Genomic DNA, 17694 nt, shown 5'->3' with positions numbered 1-17694 from the left:
GAAGGCAAATTAACTCGGACGGCAAAAAGCACCGCTCCTTCGTCGCTCTGCTTTTTTCCTCCGGTTATTTGCGGCGTTAGGGCAACAGAAATAAAGAATACAAATAAATGAGACTCTTATGAAAAAACAGAAAGATGTTGTTCAGCATATAAAGGAAGAAGATGGTGATTCTTACTCAGATGATAGTTTGTTTAGAATTTCATCTTATGGTGCAGATCTCTCATTTAGAGAATTAATAGAACGTTACGAGGATGAGGAACTCCTTAAACCTGAGCTTCAAAGGAATTATGTATGGGATCGAACCGAAGCATCAAGATTTATTGATTCAATTTTGCTAGGTCTACCGGTTCCAAGTATATTTTTGGCGCAGCAGCCTGATGAAAGGCTATTAATTGTAGATGGCTACCAGCGCATAATGACTGTCCATAATTTCGTAAAAGGGATATTTTCTACGGATGGAAAAGTATTTCGCTTGTCTAGATCGGAGAAAATCAATAGCAGGTGGAGAGGCAAGGCATTCACAGAACTAACCGATACAGAACAACGGAAAATACGAAACACAACAATTCACGCAATCATATTTATACAACAAGAACCCCAGAATGACGACACCAGTTTATTTCAGGTGTTCGAGAGAATAAATACTTCAGGAAGGTCTTTGATGCCGCAAGAGATAAGAAATTGCGTAGCACAGGGAAGGCTTAATTCATTGCTTTTTGAGATTAATGAAAATCATCAATGGAGAGAAATCTTCGGATTAGAAAAACCAGACGCTAGAATGAGAGACATGGAATTCATACTCAGATTTTTTGCTCTTAGCTCTAGAAAATTTAAAGAAGATGATAGAGAAAGAATCTCATTAAGAAGATTCCTTGATCTATACATGAAAGAAAACCAAAATCCTACTGACGATCAACTCGAACAATTTTCAGTTAGATTCAACAGCTCTATTGAATTAATACATAATACATTTGGAACAAGTGTCTTCCATAATATTTCACCAACAACACCAGACAAGCTTGTTGAAAAATTCAGTCCCACAATATTTGACTCAATATTAATAGCTACCGATTACGCTATTCAGCATGGAGGCTATGTAATACCGCCCGATCCAGAGGCAGCCAGAAGGGGCCTGCTACAGGATGAGGATTATAGGTTCGCCATTACCAAGGAAACAATGACAAGAGACAACATAATTACAAGAATCTCTAAAGTTTGTGATCGGTTGTATGGTTTAGGTTATGAATAACACGGATGTTGATCAGCAATTAACAATCTGTCAGACCGAGCTAGCCAGCATTCAAGGCATAATAACAGGCCTTGGTTTGACTAGTAATATTGTTCCTTATCTAACCAAATATTCAGTAATCAGGGCCTGTGGAACGATCGAAAACGCATTCAAAACAGTTATAGCTGATTACATAGAGCACAGAAGCAAAAAGCAAGTAAAGCGCTTTATTAGCAAAAGAATCAGAGAAGGATCTGCCAATCCTTCATTTGATATGATTTGCAGGTTTCTAGGAGAATTCGACGAAAACTGGAAAAGTGAATTCAAAACTAAACTAAATATGGAACCAAACAAGCAAAGCTTAACTGATTCTTTACAGTCATTGGTTGATGCGCGAAATGATTTTGCACACGGCGGGAACCCCGGTGCAAGCATAACTGATGTGATTACATATTTTGGTAATGCAAGACGCATAATAGAGATAATGGATGACGTTATTGTCTGATATAGCCCTAACAAAACGCTCGGTCGGACGCTCCTTACGTCTCGCCGTAGGATTGAGAGCCTGTGTTTTACACGGGCAAAGATATTATTGAAGGGCCGGATGCGGTAATTCCGCACGTCCGGATCTGTGTGGGGTCGCCTCGGTAACGGGGCGCTCTACCACGACGGTATTTCAGAGAAAGTTATTTCAGGGCCTGAAGAAAGATGATAAATAGAAAATGTTAAAGAAACTCATTAAGAAATTTTTAACTCTTCCTATATTTACAAGAATCAGTATCTCTTTGTTTGTAAGTGTGATTGCCGGGTTAGGTGTCGGAGTGATAAGCGAATACGCGGCATATAGCTATGCTCTAAATATTGGAGTTCGCCCCCCGTTTGAAGGTATCCCTTACTTAGGTCCAACCGTAAGTGCATTTACTATTTTATTACTTCTAGGCCTTTTCGTGGCGTTTTCCCTCATGTATTTCTTTGTTGGTTTGCCTTTGTATTATATTCGTAAAATGTTTGAAAGAATTGTAGGTCACTCAGAAGAAATGGCTACAAATGATGAAGAGTTTGAAAGAAAGCTAATTAATTCAATAAAATTGGCATTAAAACCACATAGAGTATGGGCGATTTCTATGTATGGAATCAATATTGATCCTGTGAGGGAGTCTATAGATAGGAATGATGATCCTATAACTACAATTGATCTAATGAACAAAGCATTGCTAAGTGCAAAAATACTAAATCCTATGATACCAATATGGATTGCATCAGTGTCTTCGCTAGTTGTAGTTATAACCTTAAGTCTGCTGCTTTTTCTACCAAAAGTTTATAGTAAGTTGCTGTGTTCCATGACGTATGGTGGCAATATACCCGTAACTCTGTATCTTAAAAATGATGGAATATCTCCAGTTGAAAAAGAAGAAGGTAAACTAATTATACGCTCAAATACGGCGATAACTATTCAGACTGACTCAGTTTTTAGAGAGTATCCTGAATTTTCTGTTGGTGCTATAGAGTACGCGCCAGGGTATTCTTGTTTAGATAGGACACGTTTAGATAGGATAAGTAAAAGATAGGACAGGCACTTTATAAAAATGCAAATCATAGGGTCATAGTCATTGATCCAGCTACTTTAACTGAATCAGTTCTTTTCTCAGTGTGCTTTGTGTCCTCTGTGGTAAAAACGCTTTTGAATCGACAGCGCAGAATAAGGGGTTAGAGCCCTTTAATTCTTAGACGTTATGTATGAAGGAGAAATGAGAAAGTGAATCAACATCCCGTACAGCTTCAAATTGAAAAGGCAGACAAAGCTATAGTTGCTGAGAATTTCGATGCCCTCATGGATGTCTATACTGATGACGCAGTATTAGTTATAGAGCCGGGCCAATCATAGGGTCAGAGTCATTGATCCAGCTACCTTAACTGGATCAGTTCTTTTCTCGGTGTGCTCTGTGTCCTCTGTGGTAAAAACGCTTTTGATTCGACAGGGCAGTGTCATTGATCCAGCTACGTTAACCTGAGCTTATTCCCAGAATAAAATCGATATTATGTGCATGTTAGAAATCTGTAATCCTGCACCCGCAATGCACACATTCAACACTCTGATACGTGACCTGGATAGGGATTCAGACGATCTGATAAGGGTTCAGGCTTGGCTTTAATCTCTTTATGAAGCACGGTTTGCCCATCATCGCCTAAGATAAAGTTGTCCGGCAACTGTGTTGAATTTCATCAGATTAACGGTGAATGACCGCTTTGTGGTTTATGGTGCTCATTATGATTTCATCTACAAGCAGTAGTCTGGTTTGATCTCTTACGAATGACTGTATGTGAGGGGGCGCGCTTATTGCTAATCACATGCTCTTTTTGTATTGTGAACGGGCGTTGGAGTGTAAGTGTTTTGTCGTGTGCATCCGTTGTCCTCCCCCGATGCACCAGCCAGCGATGTGACTAAAGAACCATTTCAGCGTAAGGCCCCAGGGAGGGGGCAGATTGAACGCTGCGTTGACGAAAATGAGTACGTCCGGCAAAGCTTTCACATATGGAAAGCTTTATTAACGGAGCACGTTCGCATAATGTTCGACGCCCACTTAGGTAACGATGAAGATTAGAGGTTCCGATGAAAGTTAGCAGCATCAATGGTATGGGGAGTTACGGCGTTTATATAGATGACGTTGACTTTGAAAATCTAACAGATGAAGAATGGAAAGAGATCGGTCACATCCATTTAAAAAACTTAGTTACCATTATCCGTAACTGCAACCTTTCAAGTAAGAAGCAGCTGCAATGGATGAAGAAATTTGGTAATCCCAAGCACGGCATATTCTATAGAATGATGAAGAAATACGGTACATCTTCATTGCGTGAACTTGCCCACCTGAGTCATGATGACAGTAATCTTATGGATCCAGAAGACAAGATTGTCATGAAAGAGCATTCCAGGGTCCGCGCCCGTGTGAGTGCCATAAAAGATGATAAAGGAAGGCCGATGGGCTTATTCGATGAAGGTGAGCTGCTCTGGCACTCGAATGAAGGCGGAACTTTAGCTTTCACTCCTGGTGTGGCTTTGCTCGGCGAGAAGTGTATGGTTGGTTCGTCAACGGGTTTCTTGCAAACCGCGGATTACTATGAATCAGTCAGTGATTCGTTTCGTTCAGAGTTGGACGAGATGGTCTTGACTCACAGGTACATGCCGGGCCTGATAAATCCTCGTCTAGACGACGAACTCGGGCGCTCTAATATGTGTCCAGTTGATGATGTTGAAATCCCCATGGTCATCACGAGCCCTGGAGGTATCAAGGGGTTACATTATCCACTAAATACGGCGTATGGTATTTGTGGAATGACTAAGGCTGAAGCAGATAAAGTATTCGAAGAAGTCAACAAGTACTTGTTAACTGATCAATATATCTTTGATCATAAGTACCAGAGTGACAATGACCTTATGCTGTTTGACAACTCAATCACCTTACATCGCCGGCTAGACTCGGTACCGGGGCGGTTGGCCTATCGCATACAGCATGATTATAGCGAAATACAGGATGGTTTCTGGCAGCCCTATTCTCAAGAGTTGTTCGCTGAGAAATACAGAGAGGAATCTGAGGATATGGCGAAAACGCTTGGCCTTAGTAGCTTGAACTTGTATCAAGCGAGTTAGATACTCCTTACACCCCCATGAGCCAACGATCTGCAGGTACAGGCGTAGCATTGTGCCTGGACTTTATATTGGTCAGATTTTTCCAAACAATGCTTGGATGTTAGATATTCAATAATAAAAAAAAGTCGACTCGATTACTATTTTCAGGCTGACCCATCGTTGCAGTTGCGATATCAGAAAATCAAAAATCATGCGAATAGGCTGGTTATTTCCGGCTATGATATTACTAACCGCTGCAATCTTCGTTGTAAAGGCTGCTACTTTTTTGAGGGTGATCGTTCATCAAGCTTTAGCGATGATCAAACTCTTGAGGAATTTGATGCGTTGTTTGCCAGTGAGGTCAAGCGTGGGGTGACTATGCCTCACTTTGCGGGGGCTGAACCTGCAAAGGTGCCGGAGAGGCTTGCGATCGCCGCAAAGCATTGGAATCGTGGCATTATTTATACCAACGGAACCCTGCCCATTGCAGAAGACTTGCCCTTTATGCTGCACATTTCTCTTTGGGGGGTTGATGAAACGGATGCCCGCTTGCGTGGCAGGCATGCTTTTAGGAAAGGGCTGGAGAATTTTGCTCAGGATCCGCGGGCAATTTTTATTTTCACGATTAATCATCAGAATATCAGTGAAATGGTGGAAGCCACTGAGATCTGCCATCAGCATGGCGCCAGGATTTCGTTCAATCACTACAGCCCTACTCGTTGGTACGGTAAGGCTGGCTCGGATATGCCCAATGAAATCCTCTTGAAAGGAAAAGGACGCTTCAGTAAACCTGATGACGATTACGCCCTGACCCTGGAAGACCTGGATACTATAAAAAGTACGATCAGCGAGCTTCTTGTTCGCTTTCCGGATACATTAATTTATTCGTCCTACTACAACGAGATAATTAATAGCCCCACAATTCAATTTGCGCTCGACCCTGAAACCGGTGTTGCGACGAACTGCACTATTCTCAAAACTCCTCACCATCGTCAATACAGAACTGATCTGTCGTGGGATGACGACGATTGTTGTATTCCCAATACTGATTGCGCCACATGTCGACATTATGTTTCTAATTATAGTAAGGTCATGGGCGATTTTCGTCATCATACGTCTGACATTGCCAGCTTTGAGAAATGGCTGGAGGTTTACGAAACCTGGTGCCGGTTAAATATAAGAGACTGGGATCAACTGAGTTAAACAGCAAAACCGGAAACTCCATCCGTATGGAACTTGTTCCAGTAAAATTATAATTTTAACAGATGCAGGGAGATGGTGAGGGTTCTCGCTTGGATAGAAGCCTTACCCGTCTAGCTCTCAATAGGAAAACGCATGATCAACTCTGGACCGAAAGAGGTCGTCATCTTCGGCGCTGGCGCACTCGGCGCGATCTTGTATGACTGTCTTGCGGGAGACGACCGGTGGGTCTGTACTGCTTTTCATGATGATGGTAAAGCAGGGCAGACTTTATACGGACTGCCGATTCTGGGTACCGGCCCGGATCAACTTAAGGCGGGGCAATCCGTATTCATGGCGCTCGGCGATCCAAGCGTTCGTCGTGCCGTCGTCGAACGTCTGCGACCTCGTGATCTCGTCTGGGAGATCTTTGTAGACCGGCGCAGCATGGTTGGGCCAAATGCCAAGATCGGTGAGGGCTCCATCGTTCTCTGTCAAGCAGTGATCGCGTCAAGTGTGGTGATCGATCCATTCACCTGGTGCGGCACAGGTAGTCAAATCGGTGGTGGTTCTACAATTGGCGCCTTTAGCTCGGTGCTGTCGGGGGCCTTCGTTACTGGCTCAGTGATCGGGGAAGAATGTATTCTTGGTCTCCGAAGTCTATGCTCTACCGGGGCCCGTTTGGGAAACCGTGTTACAGTGGGGCCCGCCACCGTGTTGCATCGTCCTATTCCAGAAGGTGCTTTTGTCATTGGCAATCCGGCCAGAGTTTTCGCGCGGGGAGCTCCGGGCTTCGCGTCTCGTACTACGAGAGGCCTGTCGGCTGTGCCCAATGAGATTCCTGACGAATGATACAAAGCCGGACGGATTGAAAGCCACGTTGCTAATAGTCTGAGAAGCTTGTTCGCGCGATAAGGGCCCGCGGTCTGCAACCGTGCCAGTGCGATCGTGAGAGCCCGCCTTGAAATCGAGAGCGACCGCACTGTTGAGATGTATATGGAAAAATTCAGGTTTTTAAAGGTGTTCAGTTTTCACACCCCAGCCAATTCAGAGGGGAACGCGACATGATTCTTATCCAAACCTACGGAAAAGTCTGTAGTACTTCGTTGCATCTAATGCTTGAGAGACAATTTCCGGGAGAAGCGTTTCACAGTCATGGATTGACGTCATGGACACTTGACCCCATTTCGGCATTTTCCTCGACAGTAGGGGCCGATACCTATAATTACTCCAATTTTCTCGACGAAGCTCCGCTGATCCAAAAGCGTATCGACGATGCGCAGCAAAATGGTGAGGTGATAACCATTTTGACCGGGGTTCGTGATCCCATTTCGCACTCTCTGTCTGTCATCATGCAGAATCTCGAAATTGCCCTAAAAGATTGTATACGGCCGTCAGCAGAAGAAACGGCCCGGGTTCTTGCTGATCGGGCGACAGATCTTTGGTTAAATGACCCGAGAGATGACGTTTCTTCCGATGTTTTTCTTCATTGGGGGATCCGAACTCCATTTGAATGGCTGTACCGGGAAATTGAAGAGCCTTTTGGTTTTTCGCTTCAGGAAACACCGATCGATAGGGAGACCGGATACTCAATCTTTGAGAACGACAATTTCCGGCTTATGATCTACCGCTATGAGGATGCTCCTTTTTCGATTGAAAAAGGATTGGCGGAGCTTTTCCCTGACATAGATACGTCGCTACCTTATGAGAATGTAGGTAGTGAAAAACCAACAGCCGACATCTATCAGGCCTTGCTAGAGTGTTTCCGACTGCCTCGTCAAGCTCTTGAAAAAATCTACGCTCACCCTGGTGTCCGGCACTATTATGACGATGATGAGATTGCTGCGGCCATATCACGTTGGTCTGAGCCTGAGGAGCACTCGCCATTGGCGGAGAATCCACCGACCACGCAACTTCCAGACCAGCAAGCGGGGGACGCTGCTAACCCCAATGGCGATCTATTAGCCACGGTTTTCATTCCACTGCACAACCATGCTCAATGGATTGGTGAGCAGATCGACAGTCTTCTGGAGCAGTGGCGGCCCGATGTTGAGCTTCTGTTGATCGACGATGGTTCGACTGATGGTGGACTCGATGTTGCACTTGAGAGGCTGGCTAGCCGCCCCGACGTTGCGGCAACTGTGATACGTAATGGTCATCCCAGAGGTCACGCTATGGTGCCCGACATTGTTCGCTATGCGCGGGGGGAGATCATCATTCAAGCTGATAGTGATGACATCACGTTGCCAGGGCGCCTTGATGCAATTCTTAACCAGTTTGCATTGGACCCTGATTGTCGGATGGTGACGAGTAACGCTGTTTTGCTAACCGACAGCGGTATTCCCTGCGGATTGTACGAGCACTCAAGAGCAGATACTGTGCTCTCGGATCCAACAACGATACCCGATCACTGGGGTTGGCCGACCAGCCTCGGAGCAACCTCCGCTTTTCATCGGTCAGTGATCGAGGCATTCGAGCCCCTTGATCCGGAATTATGCCCATATGGTATGGATCTATTGACCAGCCCCAGGGCATTGATGCTCGGAACGCACCACTATCTGATAAGACCATTGGTCGGTTGGCGGCAGCATGCAGCGAATAGCCATCGAAAAGCGGGAAGTCGAGACCAGCGTAAAGCCTCGCGGGAGCGCTATGGCGCGCTTGAGTTGATGGTGCTTGCGCAGCGTGTGCGAGACGTTCAATGGCTTCGTCAAAAAGGGGAAGGTGATCCGCAAGTGCTGATGTCCACACTTGATCGCTGCCGGGACCATTTCATGACGCAATTCGATCAGTGGAGTCGGCTGAGTAATCGAGATGATATCCACGGAGTCAGAACGACCAGCAACGATGAGGCATCGCGTGATGAAGTCAGCCGGCTTCCATCGCTGCCCCCTGTTTTTACTCTCATTCGCCACGGACAATACGGCCTTGACCGTCGTCCAGATCTCACTCAAGTGCTGTCTCAGTGGCCTGGTTTTGACTCGGTAGAGGAAGGCTTTATCTGGACAAACCGACAAGCGCTTGTGGTTTTTCGTGTTTCTGATCCTGATGCAGAGGAGCTTGTGCTGACGGTCGCAGGCATGGACTACATTACGCCGCTCAAGACATTTCTTTCAGTCAATTTCCAGTCACCTGTTGAATTCGTTATTGATAAGAAACCGCAGAGGATCGTCCTTCCACTTTCAAGGCATCAGCAGGCATTCGGAGATGGTCTCGTGACTGTTCATATCTTAACACCGCAAGCTGCAGCTCCTGCTGACTTTAACCCTGAGAACTCAGATCAAAGAGTGCTGGGCTTTTTCATATCGGCTCTGGAAGTAAGCTGAGTCCAGACGGTTGTCTGGGCGGGTTTCCGGACAACTGCAATCTGGATGAGGAAGAAGGGGAGGCAGACTCTCCCTGATGTCTCGAATAAAATGACGGGGAGGATGTTCGGTCGGGAAATATTTGCCATCGACGGCTGTAAGATGCGATTTAATGCCGCCAAAGGGCAAATTGAGTTCCGTGAGGCGCTGGTTCGAATGTCTGAATATGCAGCGGTATTAAAGCGTCTGCCAAACCTGAATCAGGCCGAATAAATGCAGCAAACCGATTGCCAGGCTAATCAGTGAGCTGAGGTACCAGAACTGATCACTGTTACCCGGGATTACCCGTTTTAGCAGAGGGAACGCAACAGACCTCAGTAGATATACTGCAGTGATAGCAACTAACACGACATTAACAAATGGCAGCCTGGGGATCGCGCCGGCACCTGATAGGGCATAGAGCGACCAGATAACGAGCATTATCCCGATCAGAACAGCGACGATAAAAGGGTAACTGTTGCCCCGTGTGGCCATGCGAACCAATCGCTCTCCTGCGCCAAGTATCCGGAAACCGGGGGCACCCAGAAAAACGCAGGCAAAATGTAATAATGCCGCGCAACCGCTTGATATTGCCGCTACCATTAGCAGAACATTCGGTGAACTTTGCATCGAGAGAAATCCTTGTTGTATTTAACGTCTGCAATCCGTACAGGCCGCCAGTGTAAATGAATATTCAACTGGTCAACATGGTGCCGTATATTTTATGAGACTGAAACGAGTTATCAAATGGCTTGGCCAGTTTTTTCGTTGTTTGGCAAAAAGGGATGAAAGGATAGAAGAGCAGGTTACCCATAGGCACAACAGAGGCGCTACTCTCTTATGTTGGTTGGGACTCTATCTTAGCATCGCGTTGGTTGCCGGTTGTGATGTTGTGCAAGTGGAGAGCCAGGGCAGTCAGCTTGAAAGCCTTCAGCTTGTCGCGCTGCCCGATGCCAACGATCAATCATCCACAGCGGTAGACCTGGTTTTTATCTACAGCAGCCGTGCGGCAACATTGTTACCCAGCGATGCTGGAGAGTGGTTTGCTGCACGGGATGCTCTGAAACCGATACTCGGCCTTCAGGCTGATCTGATCTCCCTTGAGATACCTCCAGGTGACATTGTCGAGGCGGTTGTTTTACCCGGGAGGCATCGGTCTGCAATCGATGTTGTGGTGTACGCGAACTACCTGAGTAAGAGAGGGCCGCAGCGGGTATCTGTCTCGGGGTTTCATAACCTCAGGCTGGTTTTGAAAAGCGATCATATTGAGTATTTTGAGATGATGGAGTGAGTGACGCTCTTTGAGTTACAGGGCAGGCTGGTGGGGTCAGCTTCTTTTCTGCCTACGGTTAAAAATGCCCCTGACTCAATGAACGCCAAAGGGGTATGAAGGTTTTAAACCGGTTGTTAGCACTGTTATGCAGCACCCGGTCGGGAGAGATTAAGCGTCCGTTTTCTGTTGCCCAAACACACGCGCAAAAAAGTGCCCAATCGTTTCATTCAGCTTCTGGTGAACCGATAGCCGATCAACATTTTTGTTGTCTTCACATAAAAGCGGAATAGCGTGTTTCAGGGCATCCGGGCAGGGGGCCATAAAGACAAAGTGACCCGCATCTTTGATCACCTCGTTGGCTGAGGTGTTGCCAAGAAACTTCTCAAAATGCTGAGCGTTGTAGCGGTTATCCAGCTCCTGGTCTTTTTCTGCACTAAACAAGCGAACCGGAATATCGAGTTTTGCCAGCGATTGTTCAGAGAATAGCGGCCCATACGCGGGTGCAAGCAGCACGATAGCTGCTAGCTGATCAATCTTTTGCTGTGGCAGTTGGTCGGCGATAGTGGCGAAACGCTGGGTTGCTTCAGGTGAACATAACAGAGCGTCGTTAATCTCAACGCTACAGTAAGCGGCTAAACCTGATAGGTCGGGCTGCACACCGCTGGCTGCCAATGCGGTGTAACCCCCTAAAGAATAGCCAATAACGCCGACACGAGGTTGCAGAAAGCCCGCTTTAAACTGCGGATGATTCAAGAGCCGGTTGCTGACCAACCGGAGATGACGTGGCCGTACCACTAACGGATCGAATGCTGGTTTACCTGACTTCAGGCCGGGTAAGTCAGGATGGGTTGGCGTGGCCACCACAAAACCCTGGCGTGCAAGAAACTGCGCCGTATCATTGTGACCGAGAAAACTGCCGGAAAAGCCATGGGAGATCAGTATCAGCCCATGAGTCCTGGCGATTGGCTTGGCGCCGCGGGCTACATACAGGGTTGCCGGCCCCACCGTCTCAGCTTTCGCGCTCTCCTGGGTGGGGTACCATACTGCAACGTCAATGTCGTAATCCAGCTCTGGGTCTGACACCTGAAGTGTGTTGAAGCCCACATTCCACTCATCGGCCTGGGCGATTCTTCCTGCGAGTGAATAAGAAAAAGTAGTGAATATAATTAAAATTCGGGCAAGTAAGCTCATGGTATTCGTTTAGTCAGCAGCGGGAAGGTTGATCACTTGAAGCAAGGAGAGACCCTGGATAGGGTAAACGCTCACCATCCATAGCGATTGATAGCGTTATTAGAGGCGAACTGGCTAAAAATAACAATAACAAATAACCAGGGGTTAATTTGTCAATGCACATCAGTGCTGTTGAGCCCTGATCTGGACATTAAATCAACTTACCTAATGCAGTGACCCACAGGCAATTAAGGGTGAATGTCAGCAGTTTTTTAATGCGCTAACCGACCTGGATCAATTTCTGATCAATAGCTGGAAAAGAGGCTATTGATGTCGCCATATTAAAGGGTTATTAACGTTGTACAGGATTGAAAGCAGGGGGAGGATCTATGCGAATTGCTGTAGCCAGTCAGGATGGGTTAACCGTGGCAGGCGATATAGGAAGATGGCGTAAGTGGGTTGTCTTTGAGATTGAAGCCATAGAGGGCTGTGATGACCGGGTCAAAAGCGTGCCGCAACGGCTTAAACCGTCACGAACGCTGATTCTGCCTAAGGCGATGGTGTTGCATCACTACAGGGAAGATCAGCCTCATCCGTTGGCGGACTGTGATGCGGTTATTGGTGCCATCAGCAGTGAAAGTGTTGTCAGACGCATGGCCCGCAGAGGTGTAGACGCTGTTGCGACCGCTGAAACCGATCTTTATAAGGCGATCTCTGATTATATTAAACGGCAGATTACGCCGCCTCAACAGAGGTTTATTGATGCTTTGATTTACCGGGTCAGGGCATTTTTTTCAGCTGGGTTATAGGGCATCAGAGTTTGTTGACTGAGCTTCAAAGCAGTGAGTATACAGCGCTTTCGGCCATCCCTGCTGGATATTGCTGATGAGGGACCGTCCTGGTTAGTCCCTCCCGTCACCTTACCTGCTTAAAGATCTACCGGAGCGGGGGAGCTAGATTTATCTGCTTAGCTTGAAAAGAAGGTTGCTTCAAACTGGTCTGCAGGCAATGGCCGCGCAAAGTAGTATCCTTGCAGCAGATCGCAAGAGTATTCAGTGCAGATTTCCGCTTGTTCTACGGTTTCTACGCCTTCGGCAACAACGCACATCTCCAGCGCTTTAGCAAAGGCGATAATGGCGATTAGCAGGCGCTTATTTTTATCATCATTTTCAATGGATGAGACAAACCCTTTGTCGATTTTGAGTACGCTGATGGGGAACTGTTTCAGATGAACAAGTGAAGAGTATCCGGTACCAAAATCGTCTAATGAAAAAGTAATACCGTGGTGAGAAATTGCAGACAGAATCTCTGCGGTTGCTGTGGTGTCTTCGATCATCGCGCTTTCGGTGATCTCAAGCTCAAGGCAGTTTGCATCAAGAGCATGTTTGTCCAGAGCATTATGTACTGCTGTAGACAACGAATGCTGCTTTATCTGTACGGGTGACAGGTTAATGGCGATGGTCATGTTGCCCGCTAGTTCAGGATAGTTGAGTTGCCACTCTTTGAGTTGCCTGCAGCCTTCGTGTAATACCCAGTTCCCTATGCTGACAATAAGTCCGGTCTCTTCGGCGATGGGCATAAACACGTCGGGAGATAACAGACCCAGTTCAGGATGTTGCCATCTTAACAGCGCCTCGGCACCACCGAGGCTTCGGTCTGAAGCGTTGAATTGGGCTTGATAAAAGACTCTGAACTCATTTCGGTCCAGCGCAACACTTAAATCGTTTTTGATGCGAATTCTCGACTGTACCAGTTGCTGAAGAGCAGAAGAGTAGTACTGACACTGGTTACGGCCGGTTTTCTTGGCATGGTACATCGCGATATCAGCACACTTCAGCAGGTCTTCAGTGTGGTCGTCACTGCCATCAAGCATAGCAATACCGATACTGGCAGTGACACTCTGATCTGCCGTTGTAGTGCCGATTTTAAACGGCTGTTGCAGTATCGAAAAAATACGATTTGCAAGCTCGACGGCTTGTTCTTCATGTTCGAGAAGGGTCATTACGATGACAAACTCATCGCCACCCAGGCGACAAAGATAGTCATTATCACGGATGACAGTATTTAATCGCTGCGCCACTTCAATCAGCAAGAGATCGCCTGTGGCGTGCCCGTGAATATCGTTAATATTTTTAAAATCGTCCAGATCAAGCAACAACAGTGCAAGTTCATTGCTGTCGCTACGCTGTGCACGGGCGAACTCCTTTTTCATGGCGTTATCAAAACCGCGACGATTAAGTAAGCCTGTCAGAGGGTCATGTACAGATAACTCCAATAGCTGTTCCCGGCTGCGGTTTAGGGCATCCTGTATCTGATAGCGTTGTCGTGCCTGCCGTACCGCTCTATACAGTCGGCGACCATTGACTTCGTCTTTAAGCAGAAAATCCTGCGCGCCTGCTTCGAGACATCGTTCAGCAAGGGTCTCATCTTCGTGGCGGGAGAGCATCACTACGGTGCCGCTTTCAAAGTTTCCACTGCGCAGGGTTTGCAAAACGGCGAGGCCATCCTGATCCGGCAGGCGGTAGTCTAACAGGATTGCATCAAAGTGCTCTCTGGACGCCAGTTCCAAACCTTCAGATGCTGTGGCTGCGGTGATAACCTCACTGACATTGGTCGTGCTTTTTTTCAACGACCGAATCACAGCCATACGATCAACTTCATCATCATCAATGAGCAACAGCCGCATTGGCGAGTTCATTCTTTTGATCCAGACATTTGTGTTGGAAATTCGACCACACGCCAGTAGCGATCCAGCATCTGGATTAAGTCCATGAAGCCTTCACCCACGTTGCTTTTTACGATATAGCCAGCGACATTCTGCTGATAGGCTTCGACTTTGTCCTCGTCCGCTTTTGATGTTGTCAGTACAAATACGACAGAGCTGGCAAGCGACTTATCCTGACGCAGTTCTGTCAGCATTTCGAATCCGTTCATACGAGGCATGTTGAGGTCGAGAAGGATGATATAGGGGCGTTTTACGGCGTTTGAGTTGCGTAATAGTTCCAGCGCTTCAATACCGTCATGAGCCCTGACGACCGGGTTGAGTATCTTTAATTTTCTCAGCGCTCGCTGTACGCCCATGACGTCCACATCATCGTCATCGACAAGGAGGATAGTCACTTCGTCGTAAGTGTCAGTTGTCATAGCTATTCTTCCTGGAAATCGTGGTTGGCCAGATAAATTTAAAACGACAGCCGTGTTTGCCCTCGGATTCTACGCGGATGCTGCCGCCGACATGTTCAACCGCTTTCTTAACCAGTGCCAGGCCCATACCACTGCCTTCAACCGAATCTCTGGGTTTAAGTGTTTGGAACATGCCGAACACGCGCTCCTGACTTTCAATCGGAATGCCGGGGCCGTCGTCTTTAACTTCAAACTCGAAAGCATTGCTAAGCGGGCGCGCTGAGACGGTTATATTGCCCTGGTCTTTGTCGTGATGTTTGATGGCGTTACTGATGAGGTTGCGAAAAATAAGTTCCAGCGGCGCTCTTTGGGTCATCAGCGTCGGCATATCCGCTGCAATATTGAGCGATATCTGTTTGTCACTCGTTGCGACCAGTTCAAACATATTCTCGACCAGCCTGGCTGTACTGACCTGAGTAACTTCGTCATTGGTTCGGCCAACGCGGGAGTAGGTGAGCAGATCGTCAAGTAGTGACTCCATCCGGCTGACCCGGCTGCGCATCAGTCTCAGATGAGATTGGGTTTCACTATCAATGTTGTCTCCCAGATCTTCAGTGATCCAGGTCGCCAACTGATCGATACCCCGTAACGGTGACTTAAGGTCGTGTGAGGCAATGTAGGCAAAATTGTTCAGGTCATCGTTGGTGCGTTTGAGTTCATCAATCAATCGAATCTGACGCTGTTCAGCACGTTTTTCATTGGTGATCTCACGGGCAACACCGAATAAGCCGATAATGTTGCCGTTGTCATCATGTATGGGGTATTTGCGGTTATCAACCCAGCCTGCAGAGCCATCCTCTTTGATAAACTCCTGAACTTCGTGTACCAGCTCAGCCCCTGCAAATATCTGTTTTTCGAGGCGATAGTACTCATCAGCATACTCTTCGGGAAACACCTCATAGTCTGTCAGACCAATCAGATCGGTCCAGGACTCAGCTTCACCTTCACATACGTCAACCAGGGTCTGGCTTATGTCGGTAAATGTATGATTACGGTCTTTAAAAAAGATGAAATCATCGGTGTTCTTCATCAGTGTTCGGAAGTTTAAGTTTCTGATGTTATTTTCTAATGACCGGGACAGGCTTGTGACATCTTGCAATAACAGCTCTAGTTCAATATTCGATCCACTGGCTGAGGGTTTTTTACTGAACTCACCTCTGGTAATACGAATTTTTCCATTTGCCTGTCTGAGGCGAATGTTGAAACCATCGCTGTCATGGGTTAAATCAGGCTCAAACAGTCTGGTCGCGATATCCTGATCGTTGTTATGTATCAGCTCTTTGAGGGAAATTTTTCCAGAGATAAAATCTTGGGGCTGATAGCCCAGCAGAGATTCGATTTCGTCACTGACTGACAACACCTGTGGGGGGGCGGAGGTTATCAGCAGGATGACAAAGTGGGCCTCAGTTACAGTATGCTTAACCAATTTATGAATTCCTTTTTCAATCTCTTTTCAGTGCCTGGGTGTTCTATGCACTTCCCTACTGGTTAATGGGAACCTGGGCTTCAATATTGAGAAAACAGTGATACAACTACTGCTTATGACAGCGCTATCGGTTGGGAAAATTTTTAAAATGTAACCCTGAGTATGGATACGATTAAGATGTCAGTCTAGTTTAAGTCTCTCTGATATTACAAAAAAACTGACGCTTTTTAGCGAGGGGCTATCTCCCTTGTGAGTTCCTGTTCATCCCGTTTTCAACTACTATCTATTAACTTATTCAAAAATACAAAGAGAAATCGATGACCCGCCGCGTATATGTATTAGCTCAATTTAAGCCGAAACAGGGAAAAGAGACGGAACTCTTTGAGGTGTTAAAGAGGCTGGAGCCGGACTCTTATCGGGAGGAGGGTTGTATTCAATATATGCTGACGCGTCAGATCGATCATCCCAGTGCCAGCCGTAACGAATATCCGATCGTGTTTAATGAGATCTGGGAAGATGCCGATGCCTGGTCTGCCCACGGTCGCAGACAGCAGATTCAGAACTTTTTTCAGACTCAGGTTGAGGACGAAACAGGGTTGGTTGAGGATGTGATCGTTACCGCCTATAGCGATGAGAGTGTCGACTTCGACGCGCCTGTTTTCGAGTAACAATAATGAAGCTGAACTCACTTCTGTTTACCGCGTTGTTCACCAATGGTGTGGTTGCTTTTGCTAGCGCTGAAGACTCAGTAATGATGCACCATGATCATTCAATGGGGGCCTCTGCAACCGTTTTGACCGAAGCGGGCAATGATGCCTTCGGCACTATTCAGGAGGTGATTGCAAGGCTGAATAGCGATCCGGATACCGACTGGAGCAAGGTGAATATTGAGGCGTTGAGGCAACATTTAGTGGATATGAATGAGATGACCCTGAATGTTGAGGTGATCTCTCAATCGCCTGTTCAACACGGGCTTGAGGCTATTATTAAACCGAACACCGCCCGGTCTGCTGAGGCGTTGGATAGGATTTTCAAAGCGCATCCGGCGCAATTACAGCGTGAATCCGGATGGCTGATGCAGGTGGTGAAAAGTGGTGACCGCTATACTCTGACAACCACCACAGAAAATCCTGATGAGATCAGTAAGATCCGGGGTTTAGGCTACATCGGTTTGATGGCGTATGGCGCTCACCATCAGCAGCATCACTGGGCGATGGCCAGCGGTGACAATCCACATGCCCGGCATCAGCTGCAGTAGAAAAC

Annotated in this window: 16 protein-coding genes; 11 read left to right on the top strand and 5 right to left on the bottom strand. The window is 46.9% G+C overall.

The features are described from left to right. Window positions 1–118 precede the first annotated feature (118 nt). The 7 genes from ACQY8X_RS09100 to ACQY8X_RS09070 all read left to right on the top strand — a co-directional run bounded on the left by ACQY8X_RS09100 (window position 119) and on the right by ACQY8X_RS09070 (window position 9361). A complete protein-coding gene (locus tag ACQY8X_RS09100; protein ID WP_428034832.1) occupies window positions 119–1249 on the top strand; it encodes a DUF262 domain-containing protein in 1131 nt (376 codons plus the stop codon). Continuing rightward, the gene (locus tag ACQY8X_RS09095; RefSeq protein ID WP_428034831.1) at window positions 1242–1733 is read left to right on the top strand and encodes a HEPN domain-containing protein; all 492 of its coding nucleotides are present in this window, start codon (window positions 1242–1244) and stop codon (window positions 1731–1733) included. The genes ACQY8X_RS09100 and ACQY8X_RS09095 overlap by 8 nt, the downstream gene beginning before the upstream one ends. 217 nt (window positions 1734–1950) lie before the next feature. Next, window positions 1951–2796 carry a hypothetical protein gene (locus ACQY8X_RS09090; protein WP_428034830.1) on the top strand — a complete coding sequence of 282 codons (846 nt, stop codon included), beginning with the start codon at window positions 1951–1953 and terminating at the stop codon, window positions 2794–2796. Window positions 2797–3839: 1043 nt separating this feature from the next. Next, entirely contained in the window at window positions 3840–4877 is a 1038-nt protein-coding gene (locus ACQY8X_RS09085) for a TauD/TfdA dioxygenase family protein (RefSeq protein ID WP_428034829.1), read from the top strand. Between the two features lie 159 nt (window positions 4878–5036). Then, window positions 5037–6059, top strand: coding sequence for a radical SAM protein (locus ACQY8X_RS09080; RefSeq protein ID WP_428034828.1), 1023 nt, complete (start codon window positions 5037–5039; stop codon window positions 6057–6059). 132 nt (window positions 6060–6191) lie between these two features. Next, entirely contained in the window at window positions 6192–6887 is a 696-nt protein-coding gene (locus ACQY8X_RS09075) for a hypothetical protein (RefSeq protein WP_428034827.1), read from the top strand. A 212-nt stretch (window positions 6888–7099) separates the two neighbouring features. Beyond that, a complete protein-coding gene (locus ACQY8X_RS09070; RefSeq protein ID WP_428034826.1) occupies window positions 7100–9361 on the top strand; it encodes a glycosyltransferase in 2262 nt (753 codons plus the stop codon). A 216-nt stretch (window positions 9362–9577) separates the two neighbouring features. On the opposite strand, the gene ACQY8X_RS09065 is transcribed toward ACQY8X_RS09070, so the two are convergent. Then, window positions 9578–10009, bottom strand: coding sequence for a hypothetical protein (locus tag ACQY8X_RS09065; protein ID WP_428034825.1), 432 nt, complete (start codon window positions 10007–10009; stop codon window positions 9578–9580). A 262-nt stretch (window positions 10010–10271) separates the two neighbouring features. Between ACQY8X_RS09065 and ACQY8X_RS09060 the strand changes: the two genes are divergently transcribed. Further along, window positions 10272–10670 carry a hypothetical protein gene (locus tag ACQY8X_RS09060; RefSeq protein ID WP_428034824.1) on the top strand — a complete coding sequence of 133 codons (399 nt, stop codon included), beginning with the start codon at window positions 10272–10274 and terminating at the stop codon, window positions 10668–10670. 150 nt (window positions 10671–10820) lie between these two features. Here the strand turns inward: ACQY8X_RS09060 and ACQY8X_RS09055 are convergent, their stop codons facing one another. Further along, window positions 10821–11843 (bottom strand): alpha/beta hydrolase family protein, encoded by a 1023-nt coding sequence (locus tag ACQY8X_RS09055; protein WP_428034823.1) that lies wholly within the window; start codon window positions 11841–11843, stop codon window positions 10821–10823. A 368-nt stretch (window positions 11844–12211) separates the two neighbouring features. Between ACQY8X_RS09055 and ACQY8X_RS09050 the strand changes: the two genes are divergently transcribed. After that, window positions 12212–12631, top strand: a complete 420-nt coding sequence (locus tag ACQY8X_RS09050; protein WP_428034822.1) for a NifB/NifX family molybdenum-iron cluster-binding protein — start codon at window positions 12212–12214, stop codon at window positions 12629–12631. Between the two features lie 158 nt (window positions 12632–12789). Here ACQY8X_RS09050 and ACQY8X_RS09045 read toward each other — a convergent pair whose 3' ends face one another. From ACQY8X_RS09045 to ACQY8X_RS09035, 3 genes are read right to left on the bottom strand one after another with little or no spacing between them, the layout of a single operon-like run. Then, window positions 12790–14520 carry a putative bifunctional diguanylate cyclase/phosphodiesterase gene (locus tag ACQY8X_RS09045; protein WP_428034821.1) on the bottom strand — a complete coding sequence of 577 codons (1731 nt, stop codon included), beginning with the start codon at window positions 14518–14520 and terminating at the stop codon, window positions 12790–12792. Beyond that, a complete protein-coding gene (locus ACQY8X_RS09040) occupies window positions 14517–14966 on the bottom strand; it encodes a response regulator (protein WP_428034820.1) in 450 nt (149 codons plus the stop codon). The genes ACQY8X_RS09045 and ACQY8X_RS09040 overlap by 4 nt, the downstream gene beginning before the upstream one ends. Beyond that, on the bottom strand, window positions 14956–16431 hold the full coding sequence (locus tag ACQY8X_RS09035; RefSeq protein ID WP_428034819.1) for a PAS domain-containing sensor histidine kinase: 1476 nt from the start codon (window positions 16429–16431) through the stop codon (window positions 14956–14958). The genes ACQY8X_RS09040 and ACQY8X_RS09035 overlap by 11 nt, the downstream gene beginning before the upstream one ends. A gap of 317 nt (window positions 16432–16748) precedes the next feature. Here ACQY8X_RS09035 and ACQY8X_RS09030 point away from each other — a divergent pair, with 317 nt between their 5' ends. Beyond that, window positions 16749–17099, top strand: coding sequence for a putative quinol monooxygenase (locus ACQY8X_RS09030; RefSeq protein WP_428034818.1), 351 nt, complete (start codon window positions 16749–16751; stop codon window positions 17097–17099). A gap of 5 nt (window positions 17100–17104) precedes the next feature. Continuing rightward, entirely contained in the window at window positions 17105–17689 is a 585-nt protein-coding gene (locus ACQY8X_RS09025) for a hypothetical protein (RefSeq protein WP_428034817.1), read from the top strand. Window positions 17690–17694: the final 5 nt, after the last annotated feature.

The sequence above is a fragment of the Amphritea sp. genome (assembly GCF_050300915.1).
Lineage (GTDB): Bacteria > Pseudomonadota > Gammaproteobacteria > Pseudomonadales > Balneatricaceae > Amphritea.
This window is presented reverse-complemented; position numbering and strand designations above follow the sequence as displayed.